Genomic DNA, 14,874 nt, shown 5'->3' with positions numbered 1-14,874 from the left:
GGGTCCGGCCGGTCGGGTGACCGGTCCACGGCGCTCCATGCACCGCAGGAGACAGCCGCTCGTGATGCCCACCAACGTGGCCGACCCGACCTATTTCCACAAGGTCGTCGATTGCCAATGGGCCTGTCCGGCCCACACCCCCGTCCCCGAATACATCCGCCTGATCGCGCAGGGTCGGTACGACGACGCCTACATGGTCAACTGGGTGTCGAACGTCTTTCCCGGCATCCTCGGCCGGACCTGCGACCGGCCCTGCGAGCCCGCGTGCCGACGCGGCCGCGTCGAGGAGAAGCAGGCCACGAAGCCGGAGCCGGTAGCGATCTGCCGCCTGAAGCGCGTGGCGGCCGACTTCAAGAGCGACGGCATCCGCGCGATCATTCCCCGGCCCTTGCCGAAGAACGGCAAGCGCGTGGCCTGCGTCGGCGCCGGTCCGGCCTCGCTGACCGTTGCCCGCGACCTGGTGAGCCAGGGTTATGCGGTCACGATCTTCGACGGCGACGCCAAGGCCGGCGGCTTCATGCGCACGCAGGTGCCGCGCTTCCGGCTGCCCGAGGAAGTCATCGACGAGGAATGCGGCTACATCCTGAACCTCGGCGTCGAGTTCAAGTCGGGCCGCTACATCGGCTCGATGAAGGAGCTGCTCGGCGAAGGCTGGGACGCCATCTTTGTCGGCTGCGGCGCGCCGCGCGGGCGCGACCTGCAGATCGATGGGCGCGAGGAAGCCAAGGCTGATATCCACATCGGCATCGACTGGCTCGCGTCCGTGTTCTTCGGCCACGTCACCGCGGTCAAGAAGCGCGTGATCGTGCTCGGCGGCGGCAACACCGCGATGGATTGCTGCCGCTCGGCGCGCCGGCTCGGCGCCGACGACGTCAAGGTCATCGTGCGCTCGACCTTCGAGGACATGAAGGCCTCGCCGTGGGAGAAGGAAGACGCGATGCACGAAGGCATCCCGATCATTCCGTGCCACACGCCGAAGGCCTTCCTGCACGACAACGGCAAGCTGGTGGGGATGCGCTTCGAGCTCGTCGAATCGGTCTACGACGCGAAGGGCCGGCGCACGCTGAAACCCACCGGGCAACCGGACGTCGACTTCGAATGCGACGAGGTGCTGGTCGCCGTCGGCCAAGAGAACGCGTTCCCGTGGATCGAGCGCGACAGCGGCATCGCATTCGACGAATGGGGCATGCCGACGGTCGACCCGGTGACCTTCCAGTCGAACCTGCCCCATGTCTTCTTCGGCGGTGATGCGGCCTTCGGGCCGAAGAACATCATCACCGCGGTCGCCCACGGCCATGAGGCGGCTGTGTCGATCGACCGCCTGCTGCACGAGGAACCGGTGACGCAGCGCCCGCCGCCGCATGTCAACCTGATGTCGCAGAAGATGGGCCTGCACGAGTGGAGCTACGACAACGCGGTGTCGAACGACCTGCGCTTCAAGGTGCCGTGGACCGACGCCGAGAAGGCGCTGAAGAGCATCAAGGTCGAGGTGGAGCTCGGCTTCGACCTGCCGACCGCGTTCAAGGAAGCCCAGCGCTGCCTGAACTGCGATGTGCAGACGGTGTTCAGCGACAAGCTGTGCATCGAGTGCGACGCCTGCGTCGACATCTGCCCGACCGACTGCATCAGCTTCACCGGCGATGCCGACGAGCCCGAACTGCGCCTGCAACTCAGCGCGCCGGCCTTGAACACCGAACAGGCCCTGTACGTCAGTGCACCCTTGAAGACGCAGCGCGTGATGGTCAAGGACGAGGACGTCTGCCTGCACTGCGGCCTGTGCGCCGAGCGCTGCCCGACCGGCGCCTGGGACATGCAGAAGTTCCTGCTGCTGACGACCAAGGCCGGGCCGGCGTGCCGTGATGCAAAGACGACGAGCGCGGTGCGCGTGGAGACCCTGGCATGAAGCGCATCGAAGCGGTCAACGACTTCGTCATCAAGTTCGCCAACGTCAACGGCTCGGGCTCGGCCTCGGCCAACGAGCTGTTCGCCAAGGCGATCCTGCGCATGGGCGTGCCGGTGAGCCCGCGCAACATCTTCCCGAGCAACATCCAGGGCCTGCCGACCTGGTACGAGGTGCGGGTGTCCGAGCGCAGCTGGCTGGGCCGGCGCGGCGGCATCGACATGATGATCGCGATGAACCCGCAGACCTGGGCCCAGGACGTCGCCGAGCTCGAAGTCGGCGGCTACCTGTTCTACGACAGCACCAAGGCGCTGCCGCCTTCTTCCTTCCGCGACGACATCAACGTCATCGGCATGCCGGTCACCGCGATCTGCAACGCGACCTACGAAGACCCGCGCCAGCGCACGCTGTTCAAGAACATCATGGTGCTGGGCGCGCTGTCGGTGCTGATGGAAGTCGACGCCGCGGTGATCGAGATGCTCTTCAGCGAGCAGTACAAGGGCAAGGAGCGCTTGCTCGAATCGAACGTGCGCGCGCTGCACGCCGGGCGCAGCTTCGCGAAGGACCACCTGAAGGCGCCGATCGGGCTGACGGTCAAGCGCGCCGAGGCCGTCGGCGAGCGCATCTTCGTCGACGGCAACACCGCCGCTGCGCTGGGCTGCGTGTACGGCGGCGCGACCGTGTGCGCGTGGTATCCGATCACGCCGTCGTCGTCGCTGGCCGAGGCTTTCGAGAAGTACTGCCGCAAGTACCGCGTCGACCCGGCGACCGGCCAGAACCGCTTCGCGATCGTGCAGGCCGAGGACGAGATCGCGTCGATCGGCATCGTCACCGGCGCCGGCTGGAACGGCGCGCGCGCGTTCACCGCGACGTCCGGGCCGGGCGTGTCGCTGATGACCGAATTCATCGGCCTGGCGTACTTCGCCGAGATCCCGATGACGATCATCGACGTGCAGCGGGGCGGTCCGTCCACCGGCATGCCCACGCGCACGCAGCAGGCCGACCTGCTGTCGAGCGCCTATGCGTCGCACGGCGACACCAAGCACGTGATGCTGCTGCCGCAGGATCCGCACGAGTGCTTCCAGTTCTCGGCCGTGGCGCTGGACCTGGCGGACCGGCTGCAGACGCCGATCTTCGTGATGACCGATCTCGACATCGGCATGAACCAGCGCCTGTGCGAGCCCTTCGCATGGGATGAGTCGCAAGCCTACGACCGCGGCAAGGTGATGACCGCCGAGGAGCTCGAGGCGGGCAAGGACTTCGCGCGCTACAAGGACGTCGACGGTGACGGCGTGCCGTGGCGCACGCTGCCCGGCACGCATCCGAACAAGGGCGCGTACTTCACGCGCGGCACGACGCGCGACGAGTACGCGCGCTACTCCGAGGCGGGTCCGCACTACATGTACAACGTGCAGCGGCTGCTGCGCAAGTTCGCCACCGCCGCGACGCTGGTGCCGCAGCCGGTGCTGCGCGCCGCAGCGAAGAAGACGCGGCTGGGCGTGCTGTATTTCGGCTCCACCGCGCCGGCGATGGACGAGGCGCTCGAGGCGTTGGCGGCCGACGGCATCCACCTGGACGCGATGCGGCTGCGCGCCTTCCCGTTCGCGCCCAGCGTGCGCGAGTTCATCGCGATGCACGACCACGTCTTCGTCGCCGAGCAGAACCGCGATGCGCAGATGCGCACGCTGCTGGTCAACGAGCTGGACATCGACCCGTCGTGGCTGATCGCGGTGCTGCACTACGACGGCACGCCGATCACTGCGCGCTTCATCACGCAATCGATCACCAAGCACGTGCATGCGCTGGCCGTCGCGCCGCGCCGCGAACGAATCGTATGACCCCCGAGCTCACTCTGTTCGCTGCCCCCCGAGGGGGCGCCGTCTCCCTTGGGGCGGCCCGGCGGGAGACCCCCCAATGACCTACCTCGCCAAACCCAGGCTGCACCACCCGACGCTGGCGCGCAACGCGGTCGGCTACACGCGCCGCGACTACGAAGGCAAGGTCTCGACCTTGTGCGCCGGCTGCGGTCACGACTCGATCTCGGCGGCGATCGTGCAGGCCTGCTGGGAGCTCGACATCCAGCCGCACCGCGTCGCCAAGCTGTCGGGCATCGGCTGCAGCTCGAAGACGCCGGACTACTTTCTCGGCGCGAGCCACGGCTTCAACACCGTGCACGGCCGCATGCCCAGCGTGCTGACCGGCGCGAACCTCGCGAATCGCGAGCTCTTGTACCTCGGCGTCTCGGGCGACGGCGATTCGGCGTCGATCGGCATCGGCCAGTTCGCGCATGCGATGCGCCGCGGCGTGCGCATGGTCTACATCGTCGAGAACAACGGCGTCTACGGGCTGACCAAGGGCCAGTTCTCGGCCACCGCCGACCGCGGCTCGAAGGCCAAGAAGGGCGCCGTCAACAACGACGCGGCGATCGACCTGGTCGGCATCGCGCTGCAGCTGGGCGCCACCTACGTCGGCCGCGGCTTCTCGGGCGACAAGGCGCAGCTGGTGCCGCTGATCAAGGGCGCGATCGCGCACCGCGGCGCCGCCTTCCTCGATGTCATCAGCCCCTGCGTCGCGTTCAACAACCACGCCGGCAGCACCCGCAGCTACGACTACGTGCGCGAGCACAACGAGGCCGTCAGCCGCATCGACTTCATCGACCTCGATGCCGAAGTCAGCGCCGCGCCGGCGCCCGGCGAAGCGGTCGACCTGCCCGGACCCGACGGCGGCACGATGCGGCTGCGCAAGCTGCACGCCAACTACGACCCGACCGACCGCATCGCGGCGATGAACCAGGTGCAGGCCTACGCCGCGCGCGGCGAGATCGCCACCGGGCTGCTCTACGTCGACGCCGAGGCCGGCGACATGCACCAGGCGCTGAACACCGTCGCCAAGCCGCTGAATGCGCTCGGGGAAGCCGAGCTGTGCCCGGGCCACGCGGCGCTCGACAAGCTGAACGCGTCGCTGCGCTGACGCAGCTCGGCGCCTGATTCGGGCCGTCCAGCGGGCCGGCGCGCTCGTTCGCCGGGTTGCCACTTCATCGCCGGGCCGAGCCCTCCTACCGTCTGCGCATGTGCAGACGAGCGACAAGCTCGAAGGGGGCCCGATGGACACGATGACCTGGCGACCGATCGCCCGCGCGGCGATGCTCGGCGCGGCCTGGCTGCTGGCCGGCTGCGGTGGTGGCGGCGGCGGCAGCGATGGCGCGGACGGCATGCAGACCGCGCAAGCCGCGGCGGCCGGCGCCTGCGGCAGCACCGGCTGCGCGCCGCTGCGGCTGACGATCCAGGGCACGACGCTGCTCGATCCGCAGGGGCGCGCCGTGAGGCTGCGCGGCGTCAATGTCGACGGCATCGACGCGCAGGACGCGGCGATCATCGCCGGGCAGTTCAACATGAACACGATCCGGCTGCGCATCACCTACAGCAAGGACACCCGCGCCGACACGCCCTCCGGTTTTCGCGACGACTACCTGCAGCAGATCGATGGCTGGGTCGCGGCGGCGCGTTCGCGCGGGCTGTGGATGGTGCTGGAGATGCGCGGCAGCGATGCCTTCACCACGCATCCCGACTTCTACGACATCCGCAAGACGGGGCCTTGCGATCCGAAGGTCGAGCTCGTGCGTTGCCCGAACTTCGGCTACTACCGCAAGACCTGGCGCTTCCTTGCCGAGCGCTTCCGGGGCACCGACTACATCGCGGGTTATGGTCTTCTCGCCGAGCCGAGTGCCGACAAGACCGGCGCGGCGAATCCGGTCGCCACGCTGGTGAGCTTCCAGCGGGCGCTGATGGACGAGATCAGCCGCGTCGACCGGCGCACGCCGTTCTTCATCGGCCCGAACTACAACTACGACACGATGGAGTACCGGCTCGACGACTACTTCATCGCGGCCTATGCCGGGCGCGTGGTCTATGCGGTGAACTTCCTGGTGCCCAAGGAATGGATCAACCACGGCACCTGGACGTTGCCGTGCCTGCCAACGGGCGATTGCAAGCCGACCTATCCTTTCGCCGATCCGGTCGACGGTTATGGATCGCTGCTCGCGGGTGCCGACCCTGCCGCGCAGCCGGAGAAGGTCTTCAACGAGCAGCGCGTGAAGCCGGGCAACTACCAGAAGACGCTGAGCAAGGGCTTCATCCCGTGGTACCTGCAGTGGGCGCTGGATTTTCGCGACCGGCACCAGGTGCCGCTGTATGTCGACCAGTTCGGCGCCAGCACGGAGGCGCTCGGCCAACTGGCCTACGAAGGCGACCTGATCGACTTCTTCGAGGACCGGGGCCTGCACTGGACGCGCTGGTCGTACAACGCCGCCGGGCCGGACAGCGGGGGGCGCACGCTGCTGCCGCCGAACTACGCGGCGATTCGCTTCTACACCGAGCTGGCCTCGCGTTGGGAGAGCCCGCGCTGAGGCTAAAGGGCGCGCAGCAGCTCGGCGCCGCTGCGGCTGGCCTCGACGCGGCCGAGGCCGTGCTTCAGCTCGATGACGCAGTGGCCGGGGCGCTCGCGCAGGATGCGGGCGATGAAGTGCAGGTTGACGATGCTGGCGCGGTGCACCTGCACGAAGCAGCGCGGGTCCAGCCGCTCCTGCAGCGTCTTCATCGCCAGCTCGACCAGGTGCTCGCCGGCGCGCGTGATCACCTGCGTGTAGCCGGGCACGGCGCGCAGGCAGGCGATGTCGTCGAGCGCGATCAGCTGCGTCGCGGTGCCGCGGGTCACGCGCAGCCACGGTGAAGCCTGTTCTGCAGGCGGCGCGGCGGACGCGGCTGGCGCCGACGCCAACCGCGCCTTCAGCCGCGTGACGGTCTCGCCGAGCCGCTCGGGCTCCAGCGGCTTCACGAGGTAGTCGACCGCCCGCGCATCGAAGGCCGCCAGCGCGTGCTGGTCGTAGGCGGTGACGAAGACGATCTCGCCGCCGTAGCCGCGTTCGCGCAGGCGCTGCGCGGCGGCCAGGCCGTCGAGGTGCGGCATGCTGATGTCGAGGAACACGACCTCGGGCCGCAGCTCGAGCGCGGCCTTCAGCGCGGCGCGGCCGTCGCCGGCCTCGGCAGCGATCGTGAGCTCCGGCCAGGCCAGCGCCAGCGCCTCGCGCAGCTCGGCGCGCAGCAGCGGTTCGTCGTCGGCGATCAGCGCGCGCATGACGCTCTCCTCATGTGTTATCCGGCATGGCGCCGCGCGGCTCTTCCCACGGCAGCACGAGCACCGCCTCGCAGCCGGGATGGGCGTTGTGCAGCTGCAGCTCGGCGCCGGCGCCGTACAGCAGCCGCAGCCGCTCGCGCAGGTTGGCCAGGCCCGTGCCGGCAGGCGCCGGAGCCCCGGCGGAAAGGCCGCCTCCGTTGTCGCGCACCGTCAGCAGCAGCGTCGCGCCGATGCGCCGCACGCCGATCTGCAGACGCAGCGGCGAATCGTCCTCCGGCAGGCCGTGCTTGACGGCGTTCTCGGTCAGGCACAGCAGCGCGCCGGGCAGCAGCGACAGGCCGGCGAAGGCCTCGGGCAGGTCGACCTGCAGCGTCATCGCCCGCCCCATGCGCTCGCGCAGCAGGTCGAGGTAGGCCTCGACCAGCGCCAGCTCGTCGCGCAGCGGCAGCCGGTCGGCGCGAAAGCTCGGCAGCACCAGCTTGAAGTAGCGGATCAGGTGGTCGAGCATCTGCAGCGCCCGCGCGCTGTCCAGCTTCACCAGCTGGCGCAGGTTGGCCAGCGTGTTGTAGATGAAGTGCGGCTCGATCTGCGCCTGCAGCAATTGCAGCTGCGCCAGCGCGCGCTCGTGCTGCAGCTGCTTCTCGTGGGCGCGCGCCAGCTGCTGCGCGGCCCATGCGGCGCGCTCGCGCTGGCGCGTGCGCTCCAGCAGCCACAAACCGCCGCCGACCAGCGCACCGAGCAGCGGCGCGGCGAGCAGGCCGCGCTCGACGATGGGGCGGGCGAACACCACGCCGAGCACTTTGCCGTGCAGCGTCGCCAGCAGCAGCACGGTGCCGAGCATCGCCGCCGACGTGGCCAGCGCCGGGCCGACCAGCAGTGCCCACAGCGGCATGGCCTGGCGCCGGCGCAGCAGCCACAGCGCCGCGGCACCGCCGCCGAACAGCATCGCGACCACCGTCGGCAGCACCTGCAGCAAGGCCATGCGCGGCTTGTGCGTGGCCAGCGCGACGACCAGCGCCGCCAGCCCGAGCGCGAACGAGGCCAGCACGCCGGCATAACCTTCCAGCGCCCGCGGGGAGGGCGCCGTGTCCGGGGTCTCGATGTCAGTCGTAGGCAATGCGCAGGGACAGGACTTGGTGGCGGGCTGGGAAGACTTCGGCCGTGGCGTGCACGTCGATCACGTTGCCGCCATCGGCCGCGCCGAACTTGTAGTGTGCCGAAAGGTGGACGGGGTCCGCCTTCGGTTCGTGCAGCCAGTGTCCGTTGACGCAGACCAGCAGCGAGCCCGGCTGCGCCAGCGCGACCTTCAGCCGCGCCGATCGGGCATGCGCCGGCGCGCCCTGGTCGCGGTAGCGCAGGAACTCGAAGTGGTCACCCTCGGTGAACACGAGGTTCACCGGCTGCGTGCCCAGCCGCAAGCTGTCGGCCAGGTTCGCGGGATCGGACTGCGAGCGGTGGTACGGCCGGTGCAGCGGATCACCGTCGTTGAGCTGGTCACCTTCGATCAGGCGGATGGCGCGTTGAATCGCGGCGGCTGCTGGCTTCGGCGCGCCGTCCTTCTCGTGCAGGCCGTAGTAGCGCGAATGCGGTTTGTCGCTGACCAGGTTGTCGGTGATCGACCACAGGTGCAGGCCGCGCAGCTGGTTCCTCAACATGCCGGCCGGCTGGTTCGCCTCCAGCAGCATCGTGAACAGGCGGTCGTAGTAGGCCAGCTGATCGGCGCGCGTGCCGTGGAACTTGTCGGGGTCGCCCAGGTGCGCGTCGTCGCCGCCATCGCTGACGATGCTGCTGAAGCCGTGCTCGGCGACGACCACCGGCTTGCCGGCGGCAAACTCGCGGCGCCAGTAGTCGATGATGCGCAGCGTGTAGGTCGGATCGACCGGGCGCGACGCATCGCGGTGGTAGGTGTCCAGCGCCAGCACGTCCGACACCGCCATCACGTCGACCAGCCAGGGGTTCATCGCCGCGCCGCCGGACATCGGGTTGGCCGGATCGAGCGGATCGCCATTGACGATCGGCTGCAGCGTCAGCTGCCCCGGCGGCAAGCCGAGCTGCGCCGCCTCGTCGCGCGCGGCTGCAGCGGCTTCGACGTACCAACGGCCCCAGGCGCGGGCACGGTGGTCGCGCTGCGGATCGGGGCGGTAGAGCTTGAAGTTGGAGACGATCTCGTAGTCGATCGTCAGCGCCAGCGCGCCGTGCCGCTTCAGCAGCCGCCGCACGTAGGCGCGCAGGAACTTCAGCGCCGCCGCGCGGGTGGCCGGGTTCTCGATGTCGACGTTGCCGGACGCGTCGTCCTGGTAGAAGCGCGGGATCGCGAAGCTGATGTTGACCGCGGTCAGCACGCTCTCGCCGTAGCGGTGCGTGTCGGCCGCGTGCTCGTTGTCGCGCCAGTCGTAGACGCCGGGCGCGGTCTCGATCGCCGACCAGTTGTCGAAGCCGACGCGCGCGCTCGGCCGGCGGCCCATGCTGGCCAGCGTGACGTCGCGCCGTCCGAAGGTCTCCCAGAAGCCGATGCGCAGGCCGGTGGGGTTCGGCGTGGCGTGCCACTTGACCACCGTGGGGCGGCCGGTGCCGGTCGTCGAACCCAGCGCCTGGCGTTGCGGTCCGGTGTCGGCGGTTGTGTCGGCACCGCCGCCGCAGCCGACCAGCGTGGCCAGCGGGGCTGCACAGGCGCTGGCGGCCAGGCGGGAGAAGTTGCGTCGATCCATCATCCGTTCCTCCTTCGTCGTGAAAGAGGCCGGATGCTGCGGTGACGCGCCGCGGCCGGCGAGGGCCAGCCCGGCGGGTGGTTGATTCAGTGCGGTGAGTGGTGCAGCGGGCGGCCTGAGCGGCGCCACGCATGGGGCTTCAACGCCGGCGCAGCAGCGTCAGCACCGCCAGCATGTCGAGCACCGCGAACAGCGCGAGGCTGTAGAACTCGTATGGCACGCCGAACAGGTCGACCTTGGCGTCGGCGCAGGACGCGTAGGCGGCGAAGACATCGGGCAGCAGGCCGTCCAGGCCGGTGGCGGCGATGAACTTGTCGGCGAAGGTCTGGTTGCACGAGGCGGATGCGGCCGCGACGAAGTGCTGCCACAGCGCGGCCGCGATGCCGGCGCTGGCGAGCAGCGAGACGATGATCGCGACGACGCGCTGCCCGAGGCCGCCGCGCATCACGAAGCCGATCACCGCCCAGGCGCCGATGGCGACGAAGACCAGCCGCTGCAGCACGCACCACGGGCAGGGCTGCATGTCCCGCGCATGCTGCGTGTACAGCGCGACGCCGACCGCGCCGAAGGCCAGCAGCGCAATCAGCGCGAACCCGGGCGCTGCGCGTCGACGCTGATTCACTTCACCTCGGCGATCAGCTCGATCTCGACGCAGGCGCCCATCGGGACCTGCGCGACGCCGAAGGCGCTGCGCGCATGCGCACCGATCGTCGCGCCGAAGACCTCGCCGATCAGGTTCGATGCGCCATTGGTCACCAGGTGCTGCTCGGTGAAGGTGGCGGTCGAGTTGACCAGGCTCATCAGCTTGACGATGCGCGTGATGTTGTTCAGGTCGCCGACCGCGGCGTGCAAGGTGCCGAGCAGGTCGATGGCGATCGCGCGGGCCGCCGCTTGTCCTTCTTCGGTGCCCATCGTCAACCCGAGCTGGCCGACCCAGGGTTTGCCGTCCTTCTTCGCGATGTGGCCCGACAGGAAGACCAGTTTGCCGGTGTGCACGAAGGGCACGTAGGCGGCGGCGGGGGTGGCGACGGGGGGCAGCGTGATGCCCAGTTCAGTGAGCTTGCCGTAGACGGACATGGGGGGCTCGCAGGGGGAAGAAATGCGGGTCGGCATCCTACACTGGGGCGATGCCAATACCAGGGACAAACCCGGGATGGCGCATCGCAGCAGGGGGAGGGGCTTGGCTCGGCGGCGTTGCGCTGCAATTGCAGCAGCCGGCGCTGTGGCCGATCGGTTCGTACGGGCTGCTGCTCGGCATCGGCCTGGCGCTGTTGTTGTGGGCCGGCGCGCGGAGGCGGCTCGGCATCGCCGCGGTACTCGGGCTGGCGCTGCTGGCCTTCGCCAGCACCGGCGGACGCGCATCGCTGCGGCTCGCCGAGCAGCTCGATCCGGCACTCGAAGGGCGTGACCTCGTGCTCACCGGCGTCATCGCCGCGCTGCCGAATGCCGGCGCCGCCGGCACGCGCTTCCTGTTCGAGGTCGAGCAGGCCAGCGCGGGCGGGGCCCCGGTCGACATCCCGGGCCTGATCTCGCTTGGCTGGTACAGCGCGCTGTCCGATGACGAGCCCGGTGCCGAGCCGCGCAGCACGCTGCGAGCCGGCCAGCGCTGGCGTTTGCCGGTGCGGCTGAAGCAGCCCCACGGCGTGCTGAATCCCGGCGGCTTCGACGTCGAGCTCTGGCTGTGGGAGCGCGGTGTGCGTGCCACCGGCAGCGTGCGCGCCGCGTCGCGCGGCGCGGCCGCGCCGATGCTGCTGGCCGAAGGCGTCGCGCATCCGGTCGAGCGCTTGCGGCAGGCGCTGCGCGATGCGATCCAGCGCCACGTGCCCGATGCGCGTGCGGCGGGCGTGCTCGCGGCCTTGGCCGTCGGCGACCAGGCCGCCATCGAACGCGAGGACTGGGACCTGTACCGCCGCACCGGCATCGCGCACCTGATGTCGATCAGCGGGCTGCACGTGACGATGTTCGCCTGGCTCGCCGGCGCCATGATCGGCGCGCTATGGCGGCGCTGGCCGCGCGGCGCGACGGCGCTGCCCTCGCCGGTGGCCGGCGGCTGGGGCGGCCTGATCGCAGCAACGGCCTATGCGCTGCTCGCCGGCTGGGGCGTGCCGGCGCAGCGCACGCTGCTGATGCTGGCGGTCGGCGTGCTCTGGCGCAGTGCCGGCTGGCGCTGGCCGTGGCCGCTGGTGCTGCTGCTGGCGGCGGTGGTGGTGACCGCGCTCGACCCGTGGGCCTTGCTGCAGCCGGGCTTCTGGCTGTCGTTCGCGGCGGTCGGGCTGCTGATGGCGTCGGAGACGGCGCGGCCATCGTCTGCCGCGCGCAGCGTGCCCGGCCGGCTTGGTGGATTGCTGCGCAGCCAGGCGGTGGCCACCATCGGCCTCGCGCCGCTGTCGCTGCTGTTCTTCCAGCAGGTCTCGCTGGTCGGCTTCATCGCCAACCTGCTGGCGATCCCGCTCGTCACCTTGTTGATCACGCCGCTGGCGCTGCTCGGCAGCCTGCTGCCGCCGCTGTGGCTGCTGGGCGCGGCGGCCATTCGCGGCTTGAGCACGGTGCTCGAGCTGCTGGCCGGCGGGCCCGGTGCGCTGTGGACCGTGGCCGCCGCGCCGGCCTGGGGCGTCGCCTGCGGCCTCGCCGGCGCACTGTTGATGGTGCTGCCGCTGCCATGGCGGCTGCGTTGGCTGGCTGTGCCGCTGCTGCTGCCGATGCTCTGGCCACCGGTGCATCGGCCCGCCGCGGGCACCTTCGAGCTGGTCGCCGCCGATGTCGGGCAGGGCACCGCCGTGCTGGTGCGCACGCGCGGCCACCTGCTGGTCTACGACAGCGGCCCGCCGCTCGGCCGCGACAGCGACTCCGGCGAGCGCGTGCTGCTGCCACTGCTGCGCGCCCGCGGCGAGACGCGCATTCACCAACTGGTGCTGAGCCATCGCGATGCCGACCACGTCGGCGGCGCCGCGTCGCTGCTGGCCGGGCTGCCGGTGCCGCAGCTCCTCAGCTCGCTCGAGCCGGGGCATGCGCTGCTGTCGGCCGATCGAACCAACACCCGCTGCGCCAGCGGCCAGTCCTGGACCTGGGACGGGGTGCACTTCGAGCTGCTGCATCCGGACGATTCCGACTACACGGGCGCGCCGCGCAGACCCAACGCACTGTCCTGCGTGCTGCGCGTCGTCGATGGACAGGGCCGAAGCGCGCTGCTGCCGGGCGACATCGGCGCCGAAGAAGAAGCCGCGCTGCTGCGCCGCCACCCCGCCGACCGGCTGCACAGCGACATCCTGCTGGTGCCGCACCACGGCAGCCGCAGCTCCTCGAGCGAGGCCTTCCTGCGCGCCGTGCAGCCGCGCGTGGCGGTGGTGCAGGCCGGCTATCGCAACCGCTTCGGCCACCCGGTGTCCGACGTGTTGGCGCGTTATGCCGCTCTGGGAATACCCGTGGTTCGCACGGACCGTTGCGGTGCATGGATGTGGCACGATGGTGCGGCACGATGCACGCGTGAGGTGCGGCGCCGCTATTGGCACTGGCAGGCGCCGGAATCTGGTGCGGACGGTGGTGCGAATGTTGCTATTCCCAGCGCAGGAGAAGGCAAACAATGACCCCGAGTTTCGACGAGATGCAGGCCACGGCCGCCGCAGTGCGGCCGCATTACCGGGGCTTCGAACGCTGGCTGGGGCAGCAGCCGCCGGAGCTGATGGCGGCGCGCCGCGAGGAAGCCGAGATGATCTTCCGCCGCGTCGGCATCACCTTCGCGGTCTACGGCGCCAAGGATGAGGACGGCGCCGGCACCGAGCGGCTGATCCCGTTCGACCTGATCCCGCGCATCATCCCGGCCGACGAGTGGCAGCGCATGCAGGCCGGGCTCGAGCAGCGCGTGACCGCGCTGAACCGCTTCATCCACGATGTCTACCACGGCCAGGAGATCCTGAAGGCCGGCGTCGTGCCGGCCGAGCAGGTGCTGAAGAACGCGCAGTTCCGGCCCGAGATGATGGGCGTCGACGTGCCGGGCGGCATCTACTCGCACATCGCCGGCATCGACATCGTGCGCGCCGCGCGGCCCGACGGCAGCGGCACCTACTACGTGCTGGAGGACAACCTGCGCGTGCCCTCGGGCGTGAGCTACATGCTCGAAAACCGCAAGATGATGATGCGGCTGTTCCCCGAGCTGTTCGCCAACCACCGCATCGCGCCGGTCGCGCACTATCCCGACCTGCTGCTGGAGACGCTGCGCGACGTCGCGCCGGCCTCGGTCAACGAGCCGACCGTGGTGGTGCTGACGCCCGGCATGTACAACAGCGCCTACTTCGAGCACGCCTTCCTCGCGCAGCAGATGGGCGTCGAGCTGGTCGAAGGCCAGGACCTGTTCGTCAAGGAAGGCTTCGTCTACATGCGCACGACGCAGGGGCCGAAGCGCGTCGACGTGATCTACCGCCGCGTCGACGACGACTTCCTCGACCCGCAGGCCTTCCGGCCGAACTCGACACTCGGCTGCGCCGGGCTGCTCGACGTCTACCGCAAGGGCAACATCAGCTTGTGCAATGCGATCGGCACCGGCGTCGCCGACGACAAGTCGATCTACCCGTACGTGCCGAAGATGGTCGAGTTCTACCTCGGCGAGAAGCCGATCCTCGAGAACGTGCCGACGCACCTGTGCCGCGAGCCCAAGGACCTGCAGTACGTGCTCGACCACCTGAGCGAGCTGGTGGTCAAGGAGGTGCATGGCGCCGGCGGCTACGGCATGCTGGTCGGCCCCGCGGCGAGCAAGGCCGAGATCGAGGAATTCCGCGCCCAGCTGCTGGCCAACCCGAGCAACTACATCGCGCAGCCGACGCTGGCGCTGTCGACCTGCCCGACCTTCGTCGAACGCGGCATCGCGCCGCGCCACATCGACCTGCGGCCCTTCGTGCTGTCGGGCAAGAGCGTGCAGATGGTGCCCGGCGGGCTGACGCGCGTCGCGTTGAAGGAGGGGTCGCTGGTCGTCAATAGTAGCCAAGGGGGTGGTACCAAGGACACCTGGGTGCTGGAGGACGAACCCGGGCGCGACACGGTGCCGGGGGCGCTGACCTCGATGGGCCAGTCGTCGCAGTCTCAAACGCAATCGCAATCGTCGCAATCGCAGTCGCAATCACAGCGCCAGCGCTGAGGGAG

Annotated in this window: 11 protein-coding genes; 6 read left to right on the top strand and 5 right to left on the bottom strand. The window is 69.9% G+C overall.

Going from position 1 to position 14,874, the window contains the following annotated elements:
• Positions 1 to 64 precede the first annotated feature (64 nt).
• From HLB44_RS23805 to HLB44_RS23790, 4 genes are all read left to right on the top strand, one after another.
• Positions 65 to 1,903: an FAD-dependent oxidoreductase gene (locus HLB44_RS23805; protein ID WP_246312425.1), complete on the top strand. Its 1,839-nt coding sequence runs from the start codon at positions 65 to 67 to the stop codon at positions 1,901 to 1,903.
• Complete coding sequence (locus HLB44_RS23800; RefSeq protein ID WP_173128103.1) at positions 1,900 to 3,738, top strand: 2-oxoacid:acceptor oxidoreductase subunit alpha; 1,839 nt, start codon at positions 1,900 to 1,902, stop codon at positions 3,736 to 3,738. Before HLB44_RS23805 ends, HLB44_RS23800 begins: the two co-directional genes overlap by 4 nt.
• Before the next feature lie 76 nt (positions 3,739 to 3,814).
• Positions 3,815 to 4,870, top strand: coding sequence for a 2-oxoacid:ferredoxin oxidoreductase subunit beta (locus HLB44_RS23795; protein WP_173128100.1), 1,056 nt, complete (start codon positions 3,815 to 3,817; stop codon positions 4,868 to 4,870).
• Between the two features lie 133 nt (positions 4,871 to 5,003).
• Positions 5,004 to 6,305: a cellulase family glycosylhydrolase gene (locus tag HLB44_RS23790; protein WP_173128096.1), complete on the top strand. Its 1,302-nt coding sequence runs from the start codon at positions 5,004 to 5,006 to the stop codon at positions 6,303 to 6,305.
• 2 nt (positions 6,306 to 6,307) lie between these two features.
• Here the strand turns inward: HLB44_RS23790 and HLB44_RS23785 are convergent, their stop codons facing one another.
• The 5 genes from HLB44_RS23785 to HLB44_RS23765 form a co-directional block, all read right to left on the bottom strand.
• A complete protein-coding gene (locus tag HLB44_RS23785; protein WP_173128093.1) occupies positions 6,308 to 7,033 on the bottom strand; it encodes a LytR/AlgR family response regulator transcription factor in 726 nt (241 codons plus the stop codon).
• A gap of 10 nt (positions 7,034 to 7,043) precedes the next feature.
• On the bottom strand, positions 7,044 to 8,150 hold the full coding sequence (locus tag HLB44_RS23780; RefSeq protein WP_173128090.1) for a sensor histidine kinase: 1,107 nt from the start codon (positions 8,148 to 8,150) through the stop codon (positions 7,044 to 7,046).
• A complete protein-coding gene (locus HLB44_RS23775) occupies positions 8,137 to 9,741 on the bottom strand; it encodes a hypothetical protein (protein WP_173128087.1) in 1,605 nt (534 codons plus the stop codon). Before HLB44_RS23775 ends, HLB44_RS23780 begins: the two co-directional genes overlap by 14 nt.
• Positions 9,742 to 9,880: 139 nt before the next feature.
• A complete protein-coding gene (locus HLB44_RS23770) occupies positions 9,881 to 10,363 on the bottom strand; it encodes a disulfide bond formation protein B (RefSeq protein ID WP_343051509.1) in 483 nt (160 codons plus the stop codon).
• Positions 10,360 to 10,818 carry a RidA family protein gene (locus HLB44_RS23765; protein WP_173128084.1) on the bottom strand — a complete coding sequence of 153 codons (459 nt, stop codon included), beginning with the start codon at positions 10,816 to 10,818 and terminating at the stop codon, positions 10,360 to 10,362. Before HLB44_RS23765 ends, HLB44_RS23770 begins: the two co-directional genes overlap by 4 nt.
• Before the next feature lie 50 nt (positions 10,819 to 10,868).
• On the opposite strand from HLB44_RS23765, the gene HLB44_RS23760 reads away from it, so the two are divergent.
• Positions 10,869 to 13,325 (top strand): DNA internalization-related competence protein ComEC/Rec2, encoded by a 2,457-nt coding sequence (locus tag HLB44_RS23760; protein ID WP_173128081.1) that lies wholly within the window; start codon positions 10,869 to 10,871, stop codon positions 13,323 to 13,325.
• Positions 13,322 to 14,869: a circularly permuted type 2 ATP-grasp protein gene (locus HLB44_RS23755; RefSeq protein ID WP_173128078.1), complete on the top strand. Its 1,548-nt coding sequence runs from the start codon at positions 13,322 to 13,324 to the stop codon at positions 14,867 to 14,869. Before HLB44_RS23760 ends, HLB44_RS23755 begins: the two co-directional genes overlap by 4 nt.
• The last annotated feature ends 5 nt before the right edge of the window (positions 14,870 to 14,874 follow it).

This window comes from Pseudaquabacterium terrae (assembly GCF_013266755.1).
Lineage (GTDB): Bacteria > Pseudomonadota > Gammaproteobacteria > Burkholderiales > Burkholderiaceae_C > Pseudaquabacterium > Pseudaquabacterium terrae.
This window is presented reverse-complemented; position numbering and strand designations above follow the sequence as displayed.

What these genes read in the sequence shown, in the direction of transcription:
- HLB44_RS23760 (WP_173128081.1), top strand. Translation starts at nt 10,869, where the DNA reads ATGCCAATACCAGGGACAAACCCGGGATGGCGCATCGCAGCAGGGGGA.
- HLB44_RS23800 (WP_173128103.1), top strand. Translation starts at nt 1,900, where the DNA reads ATGAAGCGCATCGAAGCGGTCAACGACTTCGTCATCAAGTTCGCCAAC.
- HLB44_RS23775 (WP_173128087.1), bottom strand. Translation starts at nt 9,741, where the DNA reads ATGGATCGACGCAACTTCTCCCGCCTGGCCGCCAGCGCCTGTGCAGCC.
- HLB44_RS23790 (WP_173128096.1), top strand. Translation starts at nt 5,004, where the DNA reads ATGGACACGATGACCTGGCGACCGATCGCCCGCGCGGCGATGCTCGGC.
- HLB44_RS23755 (WP_173128078.1), top strand. Translation starts at nt 13,322, where the DNA reads ATGACCCCGAGTTTCGACGAGATGCAGGCCACGGCCGCCGCAGTGCGG.
- HLB44_RS23805 (WP_246312425.1), top strand. Translation starts at nt 65, where the DNA reads ATGCCCACCAACGTGGCCGACCCGACCTATTTCCACAAGGTCGTCGAT.
- HLB44_RS23765 (WP_173128084.1), bottom strand. Translation starts at nt 10,818, where the DNA reads ATGTCCGTCTACGGCAAGCTCACTGAACTGGGCATCACGCTGCCCCCC.
- HLB44_RS23785 (WP_173128093.1), bottom strand. Translation starts at nt 7,033, where the DNA reads ATGCGCGCGCTGATCGCCGACGACGAACCGCTGCTGCGCGCCGAGCTG.
- HLB44_RS23795 (WP_173128100.1), top strand. Translation starts at nt 3,815, where the DNA reads ATGACCTACCTCGCCAAACCCAGGCTGCACCACCCGACGCTGGCGCGC.